General features: G+C 65.2%; 22 protein-coding genes. 11 read left to right on the top strand and 11 right to left on the bottom strand.

Translation table 11 applies throughout. The annotated features are described in order from the left end of the window. Positions 1-4 precede the first annotated feature (4 nt). Entirely contained in the window at positions 5-1,015 is a 1,011-nt protein-coding gene (locus QM590_RS16535; RefSeq protein WP_149404960.1) for a LacI family DNA-binding transcriptional regulator, read from the top strand. A gap of 80 nt (positions 1,016-1,095) precedes the next feature. On the opposite strand, the gene QM590_RS16530 is transcribed toward QM590_RS16535, so the two are convergent. Beyond that, complete coding sequence (locus QM590_RS16530; protein ID WP_149404959.1) at positions 1,096-2,667, bottom strand: PucR family transcriptional regulator; 1,572 nt, start codon at positions 2,665-2,667, stop codon at positions 1,096-1,098. Positions 2,668-2,766: 99 nt separating this feature from the next. Here QM590_RS16530 and pruA point away from each other — a divergent pair, with 99 nt between their 5' ends. From pruA to QM590_RS16515, 3 genes are all read left to right on the top strand, one after another. Further along, positions 2,767-4,416: an L-glutamate gamma-semialdehyde dehydrogenase gene (gene pruA, locus QM590_RS16525; protein WP_269595706.1), complete on the top strand. Its 1,650-nt coding sequence runs from the start codon at positions 2,767-2,769 to the stop codon at positions 4,414-4,416. Then, positions 4,413-5,357, top strand: a complete 945-nt coding sequence (locus QM590_RS16520; RefSeq protein ID WP_149404957.1) for a proline dehydrogenase family protein — start codon at positions 4,413-4,415, stop codon at positions 5,355-5,357. Before pruA ends, QM590_RS16520 begins: the two co-directional genes overlap by 4 nt. Positions 5,358-5,557: 200 nt before the next feature. Then, positions 5,558-5,746, top strand: a complete 189-nt coding sequence (locus QM590_RS16515) for a hypothetical protein (RefSeq protein ID WP_094639319.1) — start codon at positions 5,558-5,560, stop codon at positions 5,744-5,746. 172 nt (positions 5,747-5,918) lie between these two features. Here QM590_RS16515 and QM590_RS16510 read toward each other — a convergent pair whose 3' ends face one another. After that, entirely contained in the window at positions 5,919-6,257 is a 339-nt protein-coding gene (locus QM590_RS16510; RefSeq protein WP_231893846.1) for an STAS domain-containing protein, read from the bottom strand. Between the two features lie 279 nt (positions 6,258-6,536). Next, positions 6,537-7,016, bottom strand: coding sequence for a MarR family winged helix-turn-helix transcriptional regulator (locus tag QM590_RS16505; protein ID WP_149404956.1), 480 nt, complete (start codon positions 7,014-7,016; stop codon positions 6,537-6,539). A gap of 207 nt (positions 7,017-7,223) precedes the next feature. Here QM590_RS16505 and QM590_RS16500 point away from each other — a divergent pair, with 207 nt between their 5' ends. Further along, positions 7,224-9,257 carry an MMPL family transporter gene (locus tag QM590_RS16500; RefSeq protein ID WP_188078586.1) on the top strand — a complete coding sequence of 678 codons (2,034 nt, stop codon included), beginning with the start codon at positions 7,224-7,226 and terminating at the stop codon, positions 9,255-9,257. Beyond that, positions 9,254-9,883 (top strand): lipocalin family protein, encoded by a 630-nt coding sequence (locus QM590_RS16495; protein WP_149404955.1) that lies wholly within the window; start codon positions 9,254-9,256, stop codon positions 9,881-9,883. The genes QM590_RS16500 and QM590_RS16495 overlap by 4 nt, the downstream gene beginning before the upstream one ends. Positions 9,884-9,950: 67 nt before the next feature. On the opposite strand, the gene QM590_RS16490 is transcribed toward QM590_RS16495, so the two are convergent. Together QM590_RS16490 and QM590_RS16485 are read right to left on the bottom strand one after the other, a co-directional pair. Further along, the gene (locus QM590_RS16490) at positions 9,951-10,535 is read right to left on the bottom strand and encodes an FKBP-type peptidyl-prolyl cis-trans isomerase (protein ID WP_149405575.1); all 585 of its coding nucleotides are present in this window, start codon (positions 10,533-10,535) and stop codon (positions 9,951-9,953) included. Between the two features lie 59 nt (positions 10,536-10,594). After that, positions 10,595-11,449, bottom strand: coding sequence for an SDR family oxidoreductase (locus QM590_RS16485; protein ID WP_149404954.1), 855 nt, complete (start codon positions 11,447-11,449; stop codon positions 10,595-10,597). A gap of 113 nt (positions 11,450-11,562) precedes the next feature. Between QM590_RS16485 and QM590_RS16480 the strand changes: the two genes are divergently transcribed. Next, complete coding sequence (locus QM590_RS16480; RefSeq protein WP_149404953.1) at positions 11,563-11,937, top strand: winged helix-turn-helix transcriptional regulator; 375 nt, start codon at positions 11,563-11,565, stop codon at positions 11,935-11,937. Positions 11,938-11,947: 10 nt separating this feature from the next. Here QM590_RS16480 and QM590_RS16475 read toward each other — a convergent pair whose 3' ends face one another. Continuing rightward, the gene (locus tag QM590_RS16475; protein ID WP_149404952.1) at positions 11,948-12,298 is read right to left on the bottom strand and encodes a VOC family protein; all 351 of its coding nucleotides are present in this window, start codon (positions 12,296-12,298) and stop codon (positions 11,948-11,950) included. A gap of 208 nt (positions 12,299-12,506) precedes the next feature. On the opposite strand from QM590_RS16475, the gene QM590_RS16470 reads away from it, so the two are divergent. Next, complete coding sequence (locus tag QM590_RS16470) at positions 12,507-12,986, top strand: DUF6764 family protein (protein ID WP_068055767.1); 480 nt, start codon at positions 12,507-12,509, stop codon at positions 12,984-12,986. 323 nt (positions 12,987-13,309) lie between these two features. Here the strand turns inward: QM590_RS16470 and QM590_RS16465 are convergent, their stop codons facing one another. The 3 genes from QM590_RS16465 to QM590_RS16455 form a co-directional block, all read right to left on the bottom strand. Further along, positions 13,310-14,329 (bottom strand): hemolysin family protein, encoded by a 1,020-nt coding sequence (locus QM590_RS16465; protein ID WP_068055764.1) that lies wholly within the window; start codon positions 14,327-14,329, stop codon positions 13,310-13,312. Continuing rightward, positions 14,326-15,729, bottom strand: coding sequence for a hemolysin family protein (locus QM590_RS16460; RefSeq protein ID WP_269595707.1), 1,404 nt, complete (start codon positions 15,727-15,729; stop codon positions 14,326-14,328). Before QM590_RS16460 ends, QM590_RS16465 begins: the two co-directional genes overlap by 4 nt. Before the next feature lie 136 nt (positions 15,730-15,865). Next, positions 15,866-16,258, bottom strand: a complete 393-nt coding sequence (locus QM590_RS16455) for a universal stress protein (protein ID WP_262498235.1) — start codon at positions 16,256-16,258, stop codon at positions 15,866-15,868. Positions 16,259-16,380: 122 nt separating this feature from the next. On the opposite strand from QM590_RS16455, the gene QM590_RS16450 reads away from it, so the two are divergent. From QM590_RS16450 to QM590_RS16440, 3 genes are read left to right on the top strand one after another with little or no spacing between them, the layout of a single operon-like run. Beyond that, positions 16,381-17,370 carry a Bug family tripartite tricarboxylate transporter substrate binding protein gene (locus QM590_RS16450; protein WP_149404950.1) on the top strand — a complete coding sequence of 330 codons (990 nt, stop codon included), beginning with the start codon at positions 16,381-16,383 and terminating at the stop codon, positions 17,368-17,370. After that, on the top strand, positions 17,367-17,903 hold the full coding sequence (locus tag QM590_RS16445; protein ID WP_094639255.1) for a tripartite tricarboxylate transporter TctB family protein: 537 nt from the start codon (positions 17,367-17,369) through the stop codon (positions 17,901-17,903). Before QM590_RS16450 ends, QM590_RS16445 begins: the two co-directional genes overlap by 4 nt. 16 nt (positions 17,904-17,919) lie before the next feature. After that, on the top strand, positions 17,920-19,425 hold the full coding sequence (locus QM590_RS16440; protein WP_068055749.1) for a tripartite tricarboxylate transporter permease: 1,506 nt from the start codon (positions 17,920-17,922) through the stop codon (positions 19,423-19,425). A gap of 104 nt (positions 19,426-19,529) precedes the next feature. Here the strand turns inward: QM590_RS16440 and QM590_RS16435 are convergent, their stop codons facing one another. Then, positions 19,530-20,603 carry an alkene reductase gene (locus QM590_RS16435; RefSeq protein WP_149404948.1) on the bottom strand — a complete coding sequence of 358 codons (1,074 nt, stop codon included), beginning with the start codon at positions 20,601-20,603 and terminating at the stop codon, positions 19,530-19,532. Positions 20,604-20,801: 198 nt separating this feature from the next. Further along, positions 20,802-22,982 carry a glutamine synthetase III family protein gene (locus QM590_RS16430; protein WP_149404947.1) on the bottom strand — a complete coding sequence of 727 codons (2,181 nt, stop codon included), beginning with the start codon at positions 22,980-22,982 and terminating at the stop codon, positions 20,802-20,804. Between the last annotated feature and the right edge of the window lie 186 nt (positions 22,983-23,168).

Here is a 23,168-nt window from a genome sequence, read left to right as displayed (position 1 = left end):
GAAGATGACACCCACTCGCGGACCCGCCATGACCGATGTCGCCCGTCTCGCCGGCGTGTCCCATCAGACCGTCTCCCGCGTCATCAACGGTCATCCCAACGTGACCGAAGCGACGAGAACCAAAGTGCATCAGGCGATCTCGGAACTCGGCTATCGACCGAACACTGCTGCCCGCGCTCTGGTCACCGGCCGCAGCAAGACCATCGGAATCGTCGGGACCGGAAACGCTCTCTACGGTCCGGTGTCGACGCTGTACAGCGTCGAGTACGCAGCCCGTCACGCCGGCTACTCCGTGGTGGTCGGCGTCCCCACCTCGTTCGACGAGGCAGCCATCATCACCTGTGTGCGCCGGTTGCAGAAGCAGGGTGTCGACGGCGTCGTCGTCATCGCGCCTCTACGAACCGACGGCGGCGACATCGCCGATCTGGCCGGGGAACTCCCACTCGTCGCCGTGGAGGGTTCGCCTGCCGGTGATCTGGCCGTCGTCTCGGTGGACCAGATCGCCGGAGCGAAGGCAGCAACCAGTCACCTGCTCTCGCTCGGACACAGCGCCGTGTGGCACGTTGCCGGACCGCTGGGGTGGTACGAGGCCGGCGACCGCGTCACCGGATGGCGGATGGCCCACGAGGAAGCAGGCATCGAACCGCCGCCCACCCTCGGCGGCGACTGGACCGCGAAATCAGGGTTCCGGGCCGGCAGCGAACTGGCCGTCGACGCCGACGTCACCGCAGTGTTCGCAGGCAACGACTCCATGGCGCTCGGGGTGCTCCGCGCGCTGAACGTCCACGGAAAGCGAGTACCGCAGGACGTCAGCGTGGTCGGCTTCGACGATGTTCCCGACGCGGAATTCTTCTCACCGCCCCTGACCACCATTCGCCAGGAATTCACCGACGTCGGCGTACGAAGCGTCGAAATTCTGCTGGACCAGATCGACACCGGAAACCGAAGCACCAGGCGTTCGAGCATCGAACCGACCCTGGTGATCCGATCCAGCACCGGCACCCCACGTGCATAGAACCTCGTAGCCTGCTACGAGTTTTCGCTCACTTGGGTCGTTCCGCGGGCTCCACTCCTGCTCACGTGCGGCGAAGCCGCTCACAGACGCAGTTGGATCTCGACGAGTAGTCGTGCGTCGGAATCGGTGAGATCGAGGTCAAGGATCTGCTCGACGCGGCGAATGCGGTAGCGCAAGGTGTTCGGGTGAATGTGCAATCGCTCGGCGGCAGCCCGAACGTCGCCGAAGCACGCCAGGTACGTCTCGAGACTCTCGCGCATTCTGGAGTCGTTGGTGGCGTCGTATCGATCGAGGGCGGCGATGCGCGGGTCTCGCAGCTGTTCGTGATTGGTGATCAGTTCCAGGATTTCACCCAGCAACACCGAGGTTCTCGACTCCTCCAGCGTGGTGACCCGCACCTCGCCGGTGGTGCCGTCGAGAACTCGGTCGACCTCGAATCTGGCCACGGCCACGCCCTCGAGGTCGGCGATCGGGGCTGCGACCGCAGCGCGCAACGCCAGCGAGGTACGCGTCTCGATGCGTCCGACGGCGTCGGCGGTCCACCCCGAAATCCCCGTGCCCGACGCAACCACGGGAAACAGTGCGTAGATTCTCTCACCGATGGTGGTGACCAATGAGTCTCGTCGAAAAGCGCTGGCATGCAGTCGAACAGACGGTGCCAGGGCGCTGATCTCGAAGTCTCCGCAGGCCGCGAATCCGACGACAGCCGCGGAACCCGAGGTGGGTATCGACAGCGCAGACGCCAGCGACGGGACGTCGACTCCGCCGCCCCTGGCCCCGAGCAGGCGCTGAATCTGCAGGGCCTCGTTGGTCGGGGCGTTCGCGATGCGGGTGATCAGTCGGGCCGCGACAGCGGAGGCACCGCGCAGTACCGCGTCGGCGTCGGCGGCGAGCGGGAGGGAACCCTGCTGCACCCAGATCGTCCCGAGAGTCGTGGGGCTGCCGGTCATGCGACGAATCCCGACTGCGAGGCGTCGACGAATCTCCAGTTCGGTATCGGCCGGCACGTCGATCACGTCGTCGGTGCGGCGGAGTCGATCGAACACGCCACGCTCGTGCAGTCTGCGCAGATAGTCGGCCGGTCCTTCGCGTCCGAGAATCGACAGGGTGCGCAGCTCGTCGGCCGCGTCGTCGGATGCCGAGTAGGCCAACACGTGTGAGCGCTCGTCCTCGATGCTCACCATGCCCTTCGTCAGCGACGCCACCGTCTGCGCGAGTTCGTAGAGGTCGGTGTCGGCTCCGAACAGTCCGTCGTCGGGGCTCTGGGCTCGGGCCTGATCGAGAACTCCGCGCATCATCGACAGCAACAGCTCCCACCGTGTCTGCTGGTGCACCGCGACCAAGGCGATGCCGGTCTCCCTGGCACCGTGGGACAGCGCGGTCGAGGCGGCGACTTTGGTCAGCACCGCGAGCGGTCGGTCTGCGACCGAGCGCAACGCGAGATCGTCGAACCACCGGATCACATCGGCCTCGGTCACGCCCACCAGCAGCGTCAGATCGGAGGATGTTCCCGGAGGTAGCCGCAGGTCGTCGGAATCGAGCAGCGCGACGGACTCGACGGCCATGTCCGTTCCGACGGGCGCGAGGACGAGTTCGACGACGGCGCTGTGCAGCGAGGTCAGCATCGAACGCAGCGACACCGTATTGGCCATGAGGACAAGTAGATCATGAATTCTTTGGCCGATGAGCTGATTGAACGCGGTGCGGATCGGACTTCAATGAGCAGCACACACCGAAGCCGAGGAGCAGCCATGGACGCCGTCACATCCGTCCCCACCCCCACCAACGAGCCGGTCAACACCTACGCCCCGGGTAGTCCGGAACGCACCCGCTTGCGCAGCCGCCTGACCGAACTGCGTTCCTCCACCGTCGAGATCCATCAGGTCATCGGCGGAGTTCATCGACAGGCCGACGGCCCACGCGAGAACGTCGTCGAACCGCACAAGCACTCGTCGGTCATCGGCAGTTTCGCCGGAGCCGGCCACCAGGATGTGCGCGACGCCATCGACGCCGCGACGGCAGCCGCGCCGATGTGGCGCGATCTTCCCTTCGACGAGCGCGCCGCGGTGTTCCTGCGGGCCGCCGATCTGCTGTCCGGCCCGTGGCGCGAAAGAATCACTGCTGCAACGATGCTCGGTCAGTCCAAGTCGGCCTACCAGGCGGAGATCGACGCACCCTGCGAGCTCATCGACTTCTGGCGGTTCAACGTCACGTTCGCCCGGCAGATTCTCGCCGAGCAGCCGATATCGGCACCGGGAGTGTGGAATCGCGTCGAATACCGTCCGCTCGAGGGCTTCGTCTACGCCATCACTCCGTTCAACTTCACCGCCATCGCAGGCAACCTGCCCACCGCGCCTGCGTTGATGGGCAACACCGTGCTGTGGAAGCCCTCGCCCACCCAGGCCGTGGCCGCATATCTCACGCTGCAGCTCTTAGAAGCCGCCGGTCTGCCGCCGGGTGTGATCAACCTCGTTCTCGGCGACGGGCCGATGGTGTCCGAAGTCGCCCTTGCCGATCCACGGCTGGCCGGCATCCACTTCACCGGATCCACCGCGACATTCCAGACGCTGTGGCGTCAGGTGGGCAACAACATCTCGAACTACCACTCCTACCCACGGCTCGTCGGCGAGACCGGCGGCAAGGACTTCATCGTCGCCCACAGCTCCGCCGATCCGGATGTGCTGACCACGGCCATGATTCGCGGCGCGTTCGACTTCCAGGGACAGAAGTGCTCGGCAGCATCGCGGGCGTTCGTACCGAAATCGCTGTGGGCTTCGATGGGCGATTCGTTCGTCGAGCAGGTCTCGGCGCTGAAGTACGGTGACGTGACCGACCTCTCCAACTACGGCGGCGCCGTCATCGATCGAAAGGCGTTCGACCGCAATGCAGCTGCCCTCGACCGAGCGAAGTCCGTCCCCGGCTTGACCATTGCTGCAGGCGGAACCTGTGACGACTCGGAGGGCTACTTCGTCTCCCCCACCGTGCTTCTCGGCGACGATCCCACCGACGAGGCCTTCACCACCGAGTACTTCGGCCCCATCCTCGCCGTCCACGTGTACGACGACGCCAGGCCCGACGCCTACGCCGAGATCCTGCGTGTCGTGGACAGTGGCTCGAAGTACGCGTTGACCGGAGCGGTCATCGCCACCGATCGCACGGCCGTCGAACAGGCCCATGCGGCACTGCGATTCGCCGCCGGGAACTTCTACGTCAACGACAAGCCGACCGGCGCGGTGGTGGGACAGCAACCGTTCGGCGGAGCCCGCGCATCGGGCACCAACGACAAGGCGGGTTCACCGCAGAATCTGCTGCGCTGGGCCTCGGCCCGCACCGTGAAGGAAACGTTCGTACCGCCGACCACTCACGGCTACCCGCACCAGGAAGGCGAGGGCACACGATGACCACTCTGCTCAGCAATCCGCTGCGACCGGCGCTGCTGGCGGCGGCGCGTTCGCCGAAACTGCAGGCGACGGTGACGCGGCTGCGCGCCACCCGATCCCTCGTCGACCGCTTTGTCGCGGGTGAATCCGAGCCTGCGGCCGTCAGCGCAGTCGATACCCTGCTGGCGTCGGGCCGGTTCGTCTCGGTGGACTACCTCGGTGAGGACACCACCGACCGCGGCCAGGCGAGAGCAACCGTGGACGCGTATCTGTCACTGATACAACGCTTTTCGACGCGACAGGCCGATGCGACAGCGCTCGAGATATCACTCAAGCTGTCCGCGCTCGGCCAGGGAATCGATCGAACCCTGGCACTGGAGAACGCACGGACCATCTGCGCTGCTGCCACTGCGGCGGGAGTGTGGGTGACGGTGGATGCCGAGGACCACACGACCACCGATTCGACCCTGTCGATCGTCCGCGAACTGCGCGTGGACTTTCCGGATCTGGGCACGGTGCTGCAGGCATATCTGCGACGCACCGAGGCCGACTGCCGGGACCTGTCCGGGCCGAGATCTCGGATCCGCCTGTGCAAAGGTGCGTACAACGAACCGTCGTCGGTGGCGTTTCAGACTGCACGCGAGGTCTCGGACTCGTACCTGAGGTGCCTGCAGGTCTTGATGAACGGTCGCGGCTACCCCATGGTGGCCTCACACGATCCGGAGATGATCGACGCTGCGGAGCAGTTCGCGGCGTCCGCGGGCAGGTCGTCGGAGGAGTTCGAGTTCCAGATGCTGTACGGCATCCGCGATCCCGAGCAGCGCCGACTCGTCGATGCCGGTCGGCACGTTCGCGTGTACGTGCCCTACGGGTCGCAGTGGTACGGCTACTTCATGCGCAGACTGGCCGAGCGTCCGGCGAACCTGATGTTCTTCGCGCGATCGGTGCTCTCGCGCACGTAGCGGGTGCACTCGACAACTCGCTCGCTCACCGCACAAGCGCGCGCGTTTGCCGGCTGCGCGCAGAATCGCGTGGTTTCCGAGGCGATTTCGCGCGCATTCGACGAATGCGCGCGCTTTTGTACACCACCGGAGTCGGCCGCCCTCTCGCCTCGGCGTTCCAGCGTGGATTAGGCCGTGCGACATCGGGGCATCCCGACGTCATGGCAAATTACAGAGTTATCGATCCGCACGGAACCGTCGTCGAGACCAAGGACATCTCCAGTTCGGAGGACGCGCACGCCTGGTTCAAGGACAGCAAGTCGGACAACGAGGAATTGGGATGGCGACTCGAGGTCGAGCACGACGGCGAGTGGGCCTTCTTCAGCGCCTCGGAGGGAACCGAGGACTAGTTCTCCTGGGCTGCAACAACTTCGAACGACCCTGTACATCGGCTGCGCCGTTCTGCAGGGTCGTTCGTTCGGGGACAGGCAACTCGGGGGCAGACGACTCGAGAACGACGAACAGTGGGCAGCCCCGTACTGGAGCTGCCCACCTCTTGTCGCGGCGATGATCGCCGGAGTATTACCGGTCGTTCGAGGGACGAGCCGTCGGAATTGTGGACTCGAGGTCGGCGACCTGGATCAGACGTGAGACCGAGCGTCCTGCGACGATCGACCATGATGCGCCGATGCCGGCCGTGTAGTCACGGACTGCATCGAAAACGGTGAGACCAGCAATGCCGAAGAATTCGACATTGGACAGATCGAGGGTGACATGCCTCTTGCTGGACACGCGGCTGCAGACGAAATCGGAGAACATCGGCGCGCTGCGCATGTCGATGTCGCCGTGGACGGCGACGACGAGTGATCCGTCGGGGCCGTCGTGCGCGGTGAAGATTGCTCCGGTTGCTGCGACGGACACGGACTTCTCCGCGACAGTCACCGGGGTGGTTCGAACTTTGTTGCCTGAAGATTCAACACTCATGGCAGATCCCATCGATCGGTCGAACTGAGGGGGAAACCGATTGACGCAGCGGGAGCAGAATTTTAGCCTGACCCGGACGCCGACTTCGCTGCGTTTCCCCGTGACCGGCTGTTAGCTCAACCGTGGCCAACCCTACGGCACTCGCACGCTCGGAGTCCAGCATTGGCCAGAACAGGCCACCCACCAGCGGTTCGAACATCGCGCCGGGCGCGGCCCCTACGCGCGACGGCTGTTTCCCAGGTCTGCGTGATGTTCTCGCATAGCGCCGATCAGCGCTTCGAACACCCGATGCGCGGCGGCGAGATCGCCATCGGGGAGGTCCGCCAATGCGGCGCTCGTCCGCTTACCGAGGGGGCCGAAGAATCCGCGAGCGACCTCCATCCCGTGCTCGTCGTACCGCAGAATGACCTTGCGTCGATCGGACGCGTCGGATTCGCGGCGGATGTGCCCGGAGGTGATCATGCGCTCGACGAGGTAGGTCATCGCCGCCGAGGACAGCCCCAGCATGGTGCCCAGTTCCCCCGCCGTCAGCGGCGCACCCTCGACATCGGCGACCATGACGTGCAACAGAGCCCGAAAGTCGTTGGGCCGCAGGCTGTGTTGAGCACCGAACACTTGGCCGATCTGTTCGGAGACCGACGACAGCGCTCGTAGATCCGCGGAAATCGCGGATTCGAGGCGGTTTCGGTCGGCCATGTCGGTGGTAACTCCTTCGCTGCGGTCACCGTCAGACTACTGCCCGCAAGAGATTCAGTTGCTTAATATCTAAGTAAATGAGATTGTTTCTTCGTGGACAGCACTCGTACCGAGAACAAGACCGTCTGGGACCGCGTCGCGGTCGCGGCCACCGGGCGTAGATCCGGGGCGCTGGCGGCAGCGATCTTCATCCTCGCCGTGGCCGTGATGGGGTTGGTCGGCAGCAACGATTCCGCCGACCAATCGCCGAACTCGTTGCCGACGTCGGCCGAGTCCTACCAGGTCGACGAGCTTCTCTCCGAATTCCCGGATTCCGACTCCGCACCGGTGATCCTGGTTCTGAGCCGGGCCGACGGCGGCGACCTGACAGCCGCCGACATCGAGGGCGCAGCTGCCGCACAGAGCAGGCTGCTCGCAGTCGATCGCTCGGTGCCGGACGAGCCCGGCCCGCCCCCGATCGTCGCTCCCGACGGCAAAGCTGCGATCGCGCTGGTCCAGGTCGATTCCGAGTTGTCGGGCTTCACGCTCAACGAACTGATCACCGAACTGCGATCCGCTGCGAGTGACGGCCTCTCTCCCGATCTGATTGCCCAGGTCACCGGCGGACCCGCTTTCGGTGCCGACATCGCGAACTCGTTCTCCGGTGCCAACTTCACGCTTCTGGCCGTCACCGCCCTCGTGGTGGCCGTCCTCCTCATCGTCACCTACCGATCACCCATCCTGTGGTTGGTGCCGTTGGCCGTCATCGGTTTCGCCGACCGATTCGCCACCACCGTCGGCACCGTGCTGGCCCAGGCCACCGGGCTCTCCTTCGACGGTTCGACCTCGGGAATCACCAGTGTGCTGGTGTTCGGCGCAGGCACGAACTACGCCCTGCTGCTCATCTCTCGATACCGCGAGGAACTGCGTCGCGAGTCCGATCATCGCCTCGCCCTGCACCGCGCCGTTCGCCAGGCCGGGCCCGCCATCCTCGCCAGCAACGCAACCGTCGTACTGGCCCTGCTGACCTTGCTCCTCGCGATGCTGCCGAGCACCCGCAGCCTCGGGGCGCTGGCCGCGGCCGGTCTCGTGGTCGCAGCAGTGTTCGTCCTGTTCGTACTGCCGCCTCTACTGAAACTGTGCGGCCCGAAGCTGTTCTGGCCCTTCGTTCCCAAGGAATCGGACCGTGACACCACCACGGAGGGCGTCTGGCACTCGATCGCCGCGGGAGTCGCCCGACGCCCCGTGGCCACCGCCTCGATCACGATCGTCGCACTGCTGGCCTGCTGCGCCGCACTGTTCGGGACTCAGATCGGACTCTCGCAAACCGAGCAGTTCCGTGTCACCGCCGAGTCCGTCGAAGGCTTCGACACTCTCTCCCAGCACTTCCCGGCCGGATCGGCCGACCCTATGACGGTCCTCGCTCCCACCGCCGACATCGACGCAGTCATCAGCACCGCCGAGGGCATCGACGGAGTCGTCTCGGTCGATCGCGTCGCGGATTCCGACACCGGACTCACCCGCCTCTCGGTCGTCACCGATGCGGCTCCCGCATCCGACGAGTCGTTCGCCGTCGTCGAGGACCTCCGCGCCGCACTCACCGGCGTGGACGGAGCAGCGCCCGAGGGTCGTTCCGCAGGCTCCACTCCTGTGGTAGGCGGCAGCGACGCCAAGGCACTCGACACCACCGACGCAGCGGCCCGCGATCGCCTCGTGGTGATTCCCGCGATTCTCGCGGTCGTGCTCGCCGTGCTCCTGGTTCTGTTGCGCGCCCTGGTCGCGCCCCTGATCCTGGTCGCGACAACGGTATTGAGCGCAGTGGCCGCTATCGGGATCGGCAGCTGGGTGAGCCTGCACGTCTTCGGATTCCCCGCCCTCGACGACAACACTCCGCTGTTCGCGTTCCTGTTCCTGGTCGCGCTCGGCGTGGACTACACCATCTTCCTCGTCACTCGCACCCGGGAGGAGACGCCCCGGCACGGCACCAGATCTGCCATCGTGCGGGCGGTTTCGGCCACCGGAGGTGTCATCACGAGCGCGGGAATCGTTCTGGCAGCCGTGTTCTGCGTGCTCGGCGTCCTGCCGCTGATCACCCTGACCCAACTCGGAATCATCGTCGGACTGGGTATTCTGCTCGATACCTTCGTGGTACGCACCGTCGTGATTCCCGCCCTGTTCACCCTCATCGGCCCGGGGATCTGGTGGCCGAACAGGATCGACTCGAACAAGAACACATCCGCAACCCAAGGAGCGAACACATGAAGATCCGCAACGCATTCGGCCGCACCGCACTCGTCGGTGCCCTGGCCGCAGGCGCACTGCTGACCGCGGCCCCCGCTCAGGCGCAGCCGGTCGGACCGCTGGGATCGGTCGGACTCGAGCCGCTGGCTCCGATCCCGTCACTCGATGTCGAGCGCTACCTGGGCACCTGGAACCAGGTCGCCGCGGTGCCGCAGCCCTTCAACCTGATCTGCGCCCGCGACACCCAGGCGAACTACCAGATGATCGACGACGCCAACATCCGCGTCGAGAACACCTGCACCACCTGGACGGGCCAGGAAAACCGCATCGTCGGCAACGCACGAGTCAACGACACCGTCACCAATGCCCAACTGCACGTGAGCTTCCCGGGCGTTCCCACGCAGGAGAGCCAGGAGGGACCGACCAACTACATCGTCGCCTACATCGCCGACGACTACTCGTGGGCGTTCGTCGGAAGCCCAACCCGCACGTCCGGATTCGTGCTCAAGCGCACGCCCGACGTCAGCGTCGAGCAGTTCCGCGAGATCCGCGGCGTCGTCGAATCGCTGGGTTACGACTCGAACTTCATCACCACGACGCCCACCCCGGGCGGCGCGACGACGATTCAGCAGCTCTCGACGGTGTAATGCCTGCGGCAGTGGCGTGGTTGAGCGCCCCCTGGGGCACTCAACCGCACCACTGCGCGGAGCGCACTCAGCTCGCGCTGAGGATCGAGATCGCGAATATCAAGCTGTCGCCCGGCTCGATTCCTGCCGCCGGATTGCCGCTGGCGTAGCCGTCGGCCGAGGTGACCGCAACGGCGACGGTCGAGCCGACGGTCTGTCCGGCGATGGCCTTCTGAAAGCCTGCGACAACTCCGTCGAGCGGGAATTCGACCGGCGCGCCCCGCTCGAAGCTGCTGTCGAACGTTTCCCCTGTGCGTCCGTTGACGCCCATGTAGCAGACGGACACCTCGGCGTCGGCTGCGACGACCGGTCCATCCCCAGCCATCAGCGTTTCGACCTGTGTCTCGCCGACGGCGAACGGTGCGTCGACGGTGACCGCGGGCGCGGCCGTGTCGGTGGATCCGACGACGGCCATGCTGCCGGAGTCCCCGTCCAGCGTCCATTCCGGAATGGCTGCCGCGTCGGGTGCTTCCGTGGGGCAGGTGCTCGAGGCGGCTGGGGCACCGGCGTCCGACGACGCGGAGGACGCGGAAGGTGCCGGGGACGAGGTGTCCTCGTCCGAGCTGCACGCGCCCGTCAGCAGGACGAGCGAGACGGAGGCGGCCAGGAACATGGTGCGGGTGTAGGAGTGATTCACCGCGCCCACGCTACAAGTACCGCCCCCGATGTCCGTCACACTGCGGCGCGGAGTACTTCTGCGACCGGGGTGGACGCTCGACCGATCAGGGCCTGCAGGTCTCCGGAATCGGTGTCGAGCTCGCCGCGGGCAATCCCGGCATCCGCGCTGGCCAGCATGGTTGCCACGAAGTCGGGCAGTCCTGCGCCCTGGAGAATCGCGGCGTATTCAGACTCCGAGACGTCCTTGTAGGCGATCGGCTTGCCGGAGAGTTCGCCGATGACGGCCGCAAGCTCGGCGTAGGTGAGGCGTTCGTCGCCGCCGAGCTCGTAGATCTTTCCGCCTTGATCGTCGAGCGTCAGCACGGCAGCGGCCGCGGCGGCGAAGTCGACGCGAGACGCGGCGGCGAGCTTGCCGTTGCCTGCCGCGCCGAGGAGCACTCCGCTCTCTACGGTCTGGGCGAGCGAACCGAGGTAGTTCTCCCAGTACCAGCCGTTGCGCAGGAACACCGCGGGGATGCCGGACGCGGCGAGGCGCTCCTCGGTGGCCTTGTGCTCGGGCGCGAGGCTTACTCCCGAAGTGTCTGCGGCCAGCAGGCTGGTGTAGGCGATCAGGCCCACTCCGGCGGCCTCCGCTGCCTCGATCACGTTGGTGTGCTGCGCAATTCGCTGACCCACCTCCGAGCCCGAGACGAGCAGAAGCTTGTCGACGCCGGCGAGAGCCGCCGTCATCGCGGTGGAATCGGAGTAGTCGGCGACCCGAACCACGACACCGCGTTCGGCCAGCGGAGCGGCCTTGTCCGCGTTTCGGACGACCGCCACGATGTCGGCGGGTTCGACACCACGCTCGATGAGTGCGTCGACGACGAGTCCGCCGAGATTGCCCGTTGCTCCTGTTACCGCTGTGGTCATGATCGAACTCCTGGAGTCGAGGTGTCGAGTACCCCTTCACTATGCACTTACTTTTCGTGCAGTGCAACCCTTCTAGTTATTACTGACTCTTTGATATGCGCTAGCATGGCGATATGTCCGAGCCCGCAGAATCTCTCGAAGCGTCCGTCTTCGCGCGTGACTGTGCGTCGAGGCAGACATTGCAGAACGCCACCAGCAGGTGGGGCGTGCTCGCCCTCGCCGCCCTCACCGAGGGCGACTATCGATTCAACGCGTTGCGCCGACGCGTCGACGGCGTCAGCGAACGCATGCTCTCGCAGACCCTCCAGACCCTCGAGCGGGACGGTCTCGTGGTTCGCACCGTCCTCGAGACCATTCCACCGAAGGTGGAGTACAGCCTCACCCCGCTGGGACGCGACGTCGGTGCCCGATTGGCCGATCTCATCGAACTGATCGAGGGCAACATGCCTGCCGTCCTCGAGTCACGCGCCGAACACGACGCCCGCTGATCGGCCGGGCTCAGGCGGGAGGCGTCACCAGGCACCACTCGTTGCCCTCGGGATCGAGCAGCACCTGGAAGGTTCCCGCCGCGTCGGAGTGTCGGTCGCCGAGCACCCTCGCACCCAGGGCGACGGCCGACCCGACGGCACGGTCGATATCCGATACGGCGACGTCGAGGTGGAGCCGATTCTTACCCGCTTTGCTCTCCGGGACTCGCTGAAATGCCAGCCGAGTGAACCCGGGGACGTCGACGAAGTGCCAGGCGGCGTCACGCACCATCGGCTTTCCGCCGAGTATCGCGGCCCAGAATTGCGCCAGCGATGCCGGGTCCGTGCAGTCGAAAACGACCTCGTCGATGCGTCCGATCACGGTCCGATCCTAGAGGCCGCGAACACCCACCAGCGCGTTATTTCAGCGTGATACTACCGAGACGTTTCCGTGATGATGCCGAACCCGTGCCGCGTTCGGACCCGTCTAGACTCGACTCCAGGGCGTGCGGGTCCTGCGCAACATCGGCCCGACGACCGACACGCTCGGCACACCGGTGCCGACGCACTGATCTGGGGAGGCATTCACCATGTTCCACACCAAGAGGATTGTCGGCGGGGCGGCAGCATTCGGATTCGCGTGTGCATTCGCGGCACTGGTACCCGGCACCGCATCCGCAGCACCGGTCGCCTGCACCACCGCACCCGGAGGGGCCGATGTCGCTGCGCTCGTCGGAGGATCGCAGTGCGACAGCTCCGCCGACGTCGCGAGTGCGGCGGCCGGCCTCGGCCTCGAGGGCTGGGGTTCGGCCGAGGCGATGAACAACGCAGCCGCCCTTGCACTGGGACTGAACGGTGGAACTGCAGTGAGCAACGGCAGTTTCGGTGGCGCGCCTGCAGCGATCGCCTTCGGCCCCGGTGCCGTCGCACAGAACACCGCAGCCGGTCTCGGGCTCTCCATCGCGGTGGCAGCACCGGGCTCCACCATCACCCTCACCCCGAACGGCGCGGTGTGCAACGGTGCCGGAATCGCGGGCAGCTTCACCACCCTGCAGGGCTGCATCGGCTGACGTGCGCCACGGGGGTGCGAGTGGGCGATATGGATGTCACCGAAGGCTGTGTGATCTACAGTCTCAGTGACCGGCAGTCTCGGTCACCCACAATCTCGGAACGCGAGTCGGAAACGGCACGCTGAACAAGGAGTTCGACGGCAATGATGTCCTACCTGCTCTACGACGTTCTGCTCCCCCAACTCGGCCACGACGTCGCGTCGTACTGGGCACACCTGCTGGTTGTCGCCCCGATCTGAGTTCTTTCGACCCGTCACGACGAAGACATCCCCGCTCGGCCTTCTCGGCCGGGCGGGGATGTCTCGTTCGAAACCGGAATCGAATCAGACCGGCTGGGGCAACAGTCGGGTCAACACATCCGACAGGGTCACGACGCCGACGCTGCGAGCCGGATCGTCCGCCGCCGCCGAACCGTCGACCACCAGTGCCAGGTGATGCCGGGTCTCGCGCATCGACTGCAGGGCAACGTACACCGGCGTCGTCGCCTCGAGCGTGTATGCCGGACGCGTGATCTCGGCGAGGGTCTGCGGAGCGGTCAACGTGTCGCGCACGTGCACCACGCCCTTGACCACGTCCGCGTCGCTGACCAGGATCCGCAGATGTCCCGAGCGACGTGAGGCCTCGCGCACGTCGTCGATCGTCGCTGTGGACGGTACCGACGTGGGCTTGCCGAACTGACGCACCAGGTCACCGACGGTCAACTCCTGCAGTTCCAGCGCACTGGAAATCTGCGCCTGATAGCTGGCATCGAGGGCACCGACGTTCACCGAATGTTCCACCAGCTGCCGAAGGTCGTCCGCGTTCTGGCCCGTACCAACGGTGTCGGCCGGCTCGACGCCGACCCGCCGCAGGCACCAGTTCGCCATGTTGTTCAGTGCCGTCAGCACCGGACGGGTGAGAAACATGAACGCGCGCATAGGGATTGCGAGCATCGTCGCGGACTTCTCCGGATGGGCGATGGCCCAGGACTTCGGAGCCATCTCACCGACCACCAGGTGCAGGAAGGTGACGATGATCAGCGCGAGCACGAAACCGAGGACGTCGGCGAACCAGTACGGCAGGCCGCCGCTCTCGAACAGGGGCGTGAGCCAGTAGTGCACGGCCGGCTTCGTCGTCGCACCGAGACCGAGGGTGCAGACGGTGATGCCGAGCTGGGAGCCGGCGAGCAGAACCGTCAGCTCGGACGAGCTGCGCAGCGCCGCACGAGCGGAACGTGAATTGGGTGCCGCGTCTTCGAGCCGATGCCGCTTGGCGGCCAACAGCGCGAACTCGACGGCCACGAAGAAGGCACTGGCAGCGATGAGGCCGATCGTGACGGCCAGGAAAATCCAGATGTTGCTCATCGGTGCACACTTTCCTTCGACTCGGCCGACTCGTCGTCGTGTTCGGGGTCACGCTCGCCGAGCGTCAGAGTCAGCAGGGACGGGACGTGGCTGTCGATCTCCTCGATCTCGAGGATGACGAAACGAACGGGACTCTCCTCGTCGTTCGCCAGATCGGCGTTGTCCGGTGGTAGGTCCACTTCGATCCGTTCCCCGACATCGGGGAGAGATCCGTTGTGCGCGATGGCGAAACCGGCAATGGTCTCGTAGTCACCCTCGGGCAGATCGATGCCGATGGCACGTTCGACCTCGTCGACGTGCACCTCGCCGGCCATGGTCCAGCTGCCGTCGTCGGCACTGACCGGGCTCGGATCGGACAGGTCGTCGTCGTGCTCGTCGGTGATCTCGCCGACCAGCTCCTCGGCCAGGTCCTCGATCGTGATGACGCCGGTCAGACCGCCGTATTCGTCGATCACACAAGCCAATTGGTTCTTGGTCGAGCGCAACTCGCGCATCGCGTCGGGCAGGGTCTGGATCTCCGGGAGGATCAGCGCGTCACGCGTGAGCTCGGAGATCGGTCTGGAACCCGGCACCGTCGCGGACAGGACGTCCGCGAGATGGACGACGCCGACGATACCGTCGTCCTCGTCGAGCACCGGATACCTCGAGTGCTCCTGCCCCATCAGGGCAGCGACCTCGCTGAGAGTGTCGGTGTCTCGGACCGTCGCCGATCGCGAGCGCGGGATCATCGCGTGTTCGACTGTGCGAGTGGGGAAGTCGAGGATTCGATCGAGCAGCGTCGACAATTCGTCGGGCAGATCGCCGGTCTCGCGGGAATCCGAGACGATGTGCTCGAGGTCGCGCAGGCTCGCCGAGTGCTCCACGTCGTGCACCGGCTCGATCTTGAGAGCCTTGAGCAACAGGTTCGACGACTGGTCGAAGATGGTGATCAACCACCCGAAGAGCTTGAGGTAGATGGTCGTCGACAGCGAAAGCCATCGAGCCACCGGCTCGGGGCGGGCGATGGCGAAATTCTTCGGGAACAGTTCACCGAAGAGCATCTGCACGAACGTCGCGAACGTGATGGCCAGAACGGCACCGAGGCCGACACCGACGGCCGTCGGAACTCCGACGCCGCCCAGTATCGCGCCGAAGGACTGACCGATCAGCGGTTCGGCGACATAGCCGACCAGCAGGCCGGTGACCGTGATGCCCAGCTGCGCGCCGGACAGCATGAAGGACGTGCGCTTGGTGACGGTCAGGGTACGAGCGGCGACGACGTCACCGGCCTCGGCACGTGCCTTGAGCCGGGACCGGTCGACGGTCATGTACGCGAATTCCTGAGCTACGAAGTAGCCGGTCGCGACGGTGATGAGGAAAACGACGAGCAGGCCGAGCAGAAGAGTGAGCAGAACGCTCATTCGCCGGACACCGCCTCGCACGTAGTAGCTGTGGTGCGGGGGGCCGTGTCCGGCCCGGGTTTATCGCTGTCCATGATTCCTCGAGGTTGTAAGGGTGAAGTTTGTCCGATACTACCGGGTCGAAGTCAGTGTCGGGTCACGGTGCCTTCACGACCAGGACGGGAACCGGGCAGTCCAGCAACACTCGCTGCACGGTGCTGCCCATCAGGAACTTGCCCACCGCGGAGCGACGCTTGGAGCCGATGACGACCAGGCCCGCACCGACGTCTGCGACAAGATCGACCAGCGCGCCGGCCGGGTCGCCGCCGTCGGGCTCGACGCGCACGGTGGTGGCAGTTCCGGGAAGGGTTTTCTCCACCTCGGCCTGCGCTGCCGCGCGGTCCTCTGCCGATACGGAATCGCGGTCCACCACGGACAACACGATCAGCTCGGCCTGACGCAGCTCGGCCTCGGCGGCACCGCGGCGCAACGCTTCCTGCCCCTCCGGTGTGTTGCTCATCGCTACTGCCACTGCGCTCGCTACCGACACGTTCTCTCCCGTTGCTCGTTGCTCGTCTTCACCGAGGATCACCCTCGGGGATTTGTGAACTGGACTAATCAGACAAACTGTATCTAACCTGACGCTGTGACACCCCACACGAAAGGTCTCTGATGGCGATATCGCCCACACTGCTACGAACGGCCGGAGCCTTGGTGGTGGTGGGAGCAGTCACCGTTGCCGGAATCGACGCCGCTCGCAGTGCCAGCGGATCCGACGCCCGAGCCAAATTGACACTGATCGCACCGGCCGCCGCGGGCGGAGGCTGGGATCTGGTCGCCCGCGAATCGCAACAGGCGCTACGTAGCGACGGCATCGTCAACAACGCTCAGGTCGTCAATGTCCCCGGTGCCGGCGGCACTATCGGCCTGAGCCAACTCGACAACCTCAGCGGTCAGCCCACCACCGTCATGATCACCGGAACCGTCATGCTCGGCGGCATCGCGATCAACAACTCCGAGACCACACTGGCCGACACCGTCCCGATCGCCAAGCTCGCCGAGGACTTCGAGGTCTTCGTGGTGCCCAAGGATTCACCCATCCAGAATCTCGAGGACATGATCGAGGCATGGCGGGCCAATCCCGGTGGACTACCGATCGGCGGCGGCTCCCTCGGCGGAATCGACCACATCGTCGCGGGTCAGTTGGCGCAGGAAGCCGACATCGACCCGGCCGCAATCAATTACATCGCCTACTCCGGAGGCGGCGAAGTCCTGACGTCGCTGCTGTCGAACACCGTCGGCGTCGCGGTCAGTGGCTTCAACGACTTCCGCGACCAGATCGAGGCAGGCAACGTACGCGCACTCGCCGTCGCCGCGCCCGAGCCGCTCGAGGGATTCGACGTGGAGACGTTCATCGAACAGGGCTACAACGTCGACCTGGTGAACTGGCGTGGAATCGTTGCGCCCCCGGGGATCTCGGACGAGGACCGGCAGACTCTCGTCGACATCGTCACCGAGATGGTCGAAACCGAGCAGTGGGCCACGGCCGTCGAACGCAACCGTTGGAAGGAATCGGTGCTGACCGGAGACGAATTCGGCGAATTCCTCGAGGTCGAGCAGACACGGATCACCGGAATTCTCGAGGAATTGGGGCTGGTATGACAACGACGACCACAGACACCGACACGGGTACGTCCCGGTCGTTCTGGACCGGCCGCAGCGGCCTGATCGTTCCGGCACTGCTCGTTGCACTGGGAGTGTTCCTGGTCTACGGAACCGTCACGATGGATGTTCCGTCCACCGCCACCTCGCCTGGCCCACAGGTCTTTCCGGCCATCGTCGCCGGCGGTTGCTTCGTCGTCGCCCTGTTGGTCACAATTCAGTTGATGGTCAAGCCCGACGTGATCGACCGCGGGGTCGACGCCGACGGAAAGCCGCACACCGGCACCGTCAGCAACTGGCGAACCCTGTCGATCACCGTCGGATCGGTGGCATTGTTCATCGCCCTGCTCGACCCGCTCGGCTGGGTCCTGGCCGGCGCGCTGCTGTTCTGGGGCGTGTCGGTCGGATTGGGCGGTCGCCGTTACGTGTTCGACGCGGCAGTCGCACTGCTGGTCTCGAGCACGATTCAGATCGCATTCTCCGCTGGCCTCGGGCTGACCCTGCCCGGCGGCGTCCTCGCCCAAATCTTCTGACGGAGCTGAACTTCTGATGGATTCATTGAGCAATCTCATCGACGGATTCGGCACCGCGCTGACTCCGATGAACCTCGTCTGGGTGTTCGTCGGCGCGCTGCTCGGAACCGCCGTGGGCGTCCTGCCCGGTCTCGGCTCCGCCATGGCCGTGGCCCTGCTGCTGCCCGTCACCTTCACCCTGGACCCGACCGCCGCGTTGATCATGTTCGCCGGAGTGTATTTCGGCGGCCTGTTCGGCGATTCCATCTCGGGCATTCTGATGAACACCCCCGGCAACAGCACTGCGATCGCAGGCACGTTCGAGGGCCATCGAATGGCCAAGAACGGCCGCGCCCCACAGGCTTTGGCCACCTCGGCGATCGGCGCGTTCATCGGCGGTATCGTCGCGACCACCCTGGTGGTGTTCTTCGCCCCGACGCTCGCCGCCTTGGCGACCAACTTCGGTCCCGCCGAATATCTCGCCCTCGCGGTGTTCGCGTTCATCGCCACCTCGGCGGTGGTCTCGGACTCCGCACTCAAGGGCCTGACCGCACTGCTGATCGGCCTCACCCTCGCCGTCATCGGTATCGACGGCCCTTCGGGCGCTTCACGATTCACGTTCGAGGTCCCTGCCCTGTTCGACGGCATCCACATCGTCGTCATCACCGTCGCGATGCTCGCCCTCGGTGAGGTCATCCACATCGCGTCGAAGATCGGTCGACCCGAGGACCGTTCGCTGATCAAGTCGCAGGGACGACCGTGGCTGAGCAAGGCAGAGTTCCGCGATGCGTTGCCGGCATGGATGCGCGGCACGGCATTCGGTGTGCCGTTCGGTGTGATCCCCGCAGGTGGTGCCGAAGTGCCGAGCTTCCTGGCCTACGGCACCGAGCGCAGGCTCGATCGCAAACGCGAGAAGCCGATGTTCGGCAAGGGTGCCATTCGAGGCGTCGCGGGTCCCGAGGCCGCCGGAAACTCCACGGCCGGAACGGCAATGGGAGCATTGCTGGCTCTGGGTCTGCCCACGTCGGCGACGGCCGCGATCATGCTGGCGGCCTTCCAGCAGTACGGCATGCAACCCGGGCCCCTGCTCTTCGAGCGCAGCGGCGACATCGTCTGGGCCCTGCTGGCCAGCCTGTTCGTGGCCATGATCGTGCTGTTGATCCTCAACCTGCCGTTCGCACCACTGTGGGCGCAGCTTTTGAAGATCCCGAAGAACTACCTCTACGCCGGTATTTCGGTGTTCGCAGCCCTTGGCGTCTACGCGTCGAGTGCGTCGATCGTGGACCTGATCTTCATGCTCGGACTCGGCATCGTCGGATTCATGATGCGACGCTACGAAATTCCGCTCGCACCGGTGCTCATCGCGGTGATCCTCGGCCCGCTCGCCGAGGAATCACTGCGACGCGCACTGGCCGTCAGCGAAGGAGATCCGTCGATTCTGATCAGCAGCGGCATCACCATCGTGCTCTACGCACTGATGGTCATCGCTGTGGTGTTCTCGATCGTCAGCAAGATCCGCGCCCGTAAAACCGCAGACTTCTGAGTGCGCTCCGCGCAGTGGTGTGTTCGAGTCCCCTACGGGGCACTCGAACACACCACTGCGCATCGGGTCGTTCCGCAGGCTCCACTCCTGCCGCTAGGCACTCGTCAGTGCTGCAAGGCCGGGTAATCCGTGTAGCCCTCGGCACCATCGGTGTAGAAGGTGCTCGGATCGGGCTCGTTCAACGGCAGATCCTCGCGCCAGCGGTAGGCGAGGTCGGGGTTGGCGATCGCCGGACGGCCGACGACAACTGCGTCGCCGATTCCGTTGTCGAGGAGTGAGAGCGCCTCGTCGCGGGTGGTGATCTCACCGAAGCCACTGTTGACGAGCACCGGGCCGCCGAAGGCCTGTCGCAGATCCTGGACCAGCTCGCCCGACGGATCCTTGTGCAGCACACTGAGGTACGCCAATCCCAGGGGTGCAATTCGATCGACCAATGCGCGGTAGGTTGCGCGCACGTCATCGGCGTCCGTCTCGAGCGCGTCCTGGATGTTGTGCTCGGGTGAAATGCGAATTCCGACCTTGCCCGCTCCGAGAGCGGCGACCACTGCTTCCACGACCTCGGCCACGAAGCGCGCCCGATTCTCCGGCGAGCCGCCGTACGAGTCGTCGCGCTGGTTCGAGGCGGGCGAAAGGAATTCGTGCAACAGATAGCCGTTTGCACCGTGAATCTCGACGCCGTCCATTCCGGCGGCGATCGCGTTCTTCGACGCCTGCACGAACTCGGCGATCACCGAGGGCAGCTCGTCCTCGCGCAGCGCACGCGGGGTGGGGTACGCCTTCTTGCCCTCGTAGGTGTGGGTCTCGCCCTCGATGGCAATTGCACTGGGCCCGACGACCTCGCGGCCACCCGTCGTCGCCTCGTGGGTCACGCGACCGGCGTGCATCACCTGCGCGAAGATCCGTCCGCCGTCGGCGTGCACTGCATCGGCGACGTTGCGCCAGCCCTCGATTTGCTCGTCGGTGACCAGACCGGGCTGACCGGGAAAGCCCTGGCCCGCATGGCTGGGGTACGTACCTTCACTGACGATCAGACCCAGGGATGCACGCTGCTTGTAGTGCTCGACCACCAGCGGGCCCGGTACACCGTCCTGGCCGGAGCGCGTCCGCGTGAGCGGGGCCATCACCAGCCGGTTGTCGAGCTTCAGGTCACCGAGCGCCAACGGGGTAAACAACTTCATGGATCTCTCTCCTCACGAGTGCGTGCACAATCTTTGCCACTGTCCACTCCGAACTCGAAAGATCCACCGAGCTATTCCGCCTCGAGACATTGCTCACGCCGAACGCAGCAGTGGTGCGGATAGGTGCCCCGAAGAGCACTTATCCGCACCACTGTTCTATCTGGTCGTTCCGCAGGCTCCACTCCTGCGCGCAGCGCACTACAGGATGTAGAGCATCTCCTGATACGTCGGCAGCGGCCACAGATCGTCGGCCACCATGGCTTCCAGAGTGTCCGCCGCAGATCGAACGGCGGCCATCGCGGGCAGCAGTTCGTCCTTGGCGTGCGTCGCCTCGGCGAGGGCCTCGCCGCCGGGGTCGGCTTCGAGCGCGGCCTTCAACGTCGCCAACGCCGCGCGCAGCTCGGCGAGCGGTGCCGACACCGCCTGCAGCGCAGTCATGTCGACGTCGTCGACGCCTGCACCCTTGAGTGCACTGACGTTCTGCGCCAGCTCGGTCTGATAGCGCACGGCTGCGGGCAGAATGGACGTCTGGCCCATCTCGAGTGTCAGACGCGCCTCGACGAACACCGTCAATGCGTACTGTTCGAGCCCGATCTCGTAGCGCGAGTGCATCTCTCGGTGGTTGAACACCTTGTACTTCTCGAACAGTTCCATGGCCGAGTCCGAGATGAGTTCGGGCAACGCGTCGAGCGTCGTACGCAGGTTCGGCAGGCCGCGTGACTCGGCCTCGATCTGCCAGTTGTCGGAGTAGCCGTCGCCGTTGAACACCACCGCACCGTGCTCGGTGATGATCTCGGTCAAGAGGTTCTGCACCGCGGTGTCGAAATCGGTTCCCTCGGCGACGGCCAGCTCGAGGTTGGTCGCCATGTAGTCGAGAGCCTCGGCCATGATCGTGTTGATCGTGACCATCGGGCCGTTGACGGTCTGCATCGAACCGGGTGCACGGAACTCGAACCTGTTGCCGGTGAACGCGAACGGACTGGTTCGGTTGCGGTCGCCGGGGTCGGTCGGCAATACGGGCAGGGTGTCGGCACCGATCATCATGGTGCCCTTGCCCTTCGACGACGTGGCCGCGCCCTTGGCGATCTGGTCGAACACGTCGGCGAGCTGATCGCCGAGGAAGATCGAGATGATCGCGGGCGGAGCCTCGTTCGCGCCGAGGCGATGATCGTTGGTCGCCGACGCCACCGAGGCGCGCAGCAGACCGCCGTACTTGTGCACCGCGCGGATGACGGCAGCACAGAAGACGAGGAACTGCGCGTTGTCGTGGGGGTTGTCCCCGGGCACCAGCAGCGATCCCAGATCGGAGTTACCGAGCGAGAAGTTGACGTGCTTGCCGGAGCCGTTGACGCCCTCGAAGGGCTTCTCGTGGAACAGGCACTCCATGCCGTGCTTCTTGGCGATGGTCTTGAACGTCGTCATCAGCAGTTGCTGGTGGTCGGCTGCGATGTTGCCGCGCTCGAACATCGGCGCGATCTCGAACTGCCCTGGTGCGACCTCGTTGTGCCGGGTCTTGGCCGGGATGCCGAGCTTGAACAGCTCGCGCTCGGTGTCCATCATGAAGCCGAGCACACGCTCGGGAATGGCTCCGAAGTAGTGATCGTCGAACTCCTGGCCCTTCGGCGGCTTCGAGCCGAACAGGGTGCGGCCGGCATTGAGCAGGTCGGGCCGGGCGAGGAAGAAGTGTCGGTCGACCAGGAAGTACTCCTGCTCCGGACCACAGAACGAGACGATGTTCTCGATGTTCTCGTGCCCGAACAGCTTCAGGATCCGCTCGGCGTGCCCACCCATGGCCTGCTGCGAACGCAGCAACGGCGTCTTGTGGTCGAGGGCCTCACCGGTCATCGAGACGAACACCGTCGGGATGCACAGGGTGTTGCCGTTCGGATTCTCCAGTACGTACGCCGGGCTGGTGACGTCCCAACCGGTGTACCCACGAGCCTCGAACGTATTGCGCAGGCCGCCGTTGGGGAAGCTCGACGCGTCGGGCTCGCCCTGGATCAGCGTCTTGCCCGCGAATTCCGCGAGCGCGCTGCCGTCTCCGACCGGGTCGAAGAAGCTGTCGTGCTTCTCGGCCGTCAAGCCGGTGAGGGGATAGAAGACGTGCGCATAATGCGTCGCGCCCTTCTCCAGTGCCCAGTCCTTCATCGCCGACGCCACCGCGTCGGCGACCAGGGGGTCGAGCTTCTTGCCTTTGTCGATGGTCGCCATCACCGACTTGAACACGGATTTGGGCAGTCGCTTCTGCATGACGACCTTGCTGAAGACGTTCTCTCCGAAGATCTCGCCCGGCTTCTCGTCTCCGACGAAGCTGACCGCAGGCGGCACATACGCCTCGACGTCTTTGATCGCCTGCAGGCGTACGGTATTTCCACTCATGGCTACCCCTTGACAAGGTGCTGCTCCACAGCTGGATTTTGTGGAGTCCGACCCGGCGACTGTACGAATGCGACGTGGCGGTCGTGTTTCGTCGCTGTGTCCACTGCGAGGCAAAAACGGCGACCGGAGTTTCCTTCCACGCAGACGGGGGTAACTCCGTAGCCAGCGTAAACAACCGAAAGCGAG

It is taken from the genome of Rhodococcus sp. IEGM 1372 (genome assembly GCF_030056835.1).
Lineage (GTDB): Bacteria > Actinomycetota > Actinomycetes > Mycobacteriales > Mycobacteriaceae > Rhodococcoides.
This window is presented reverse-complemented; position numbering and strand designations above follow the sequence as displayed.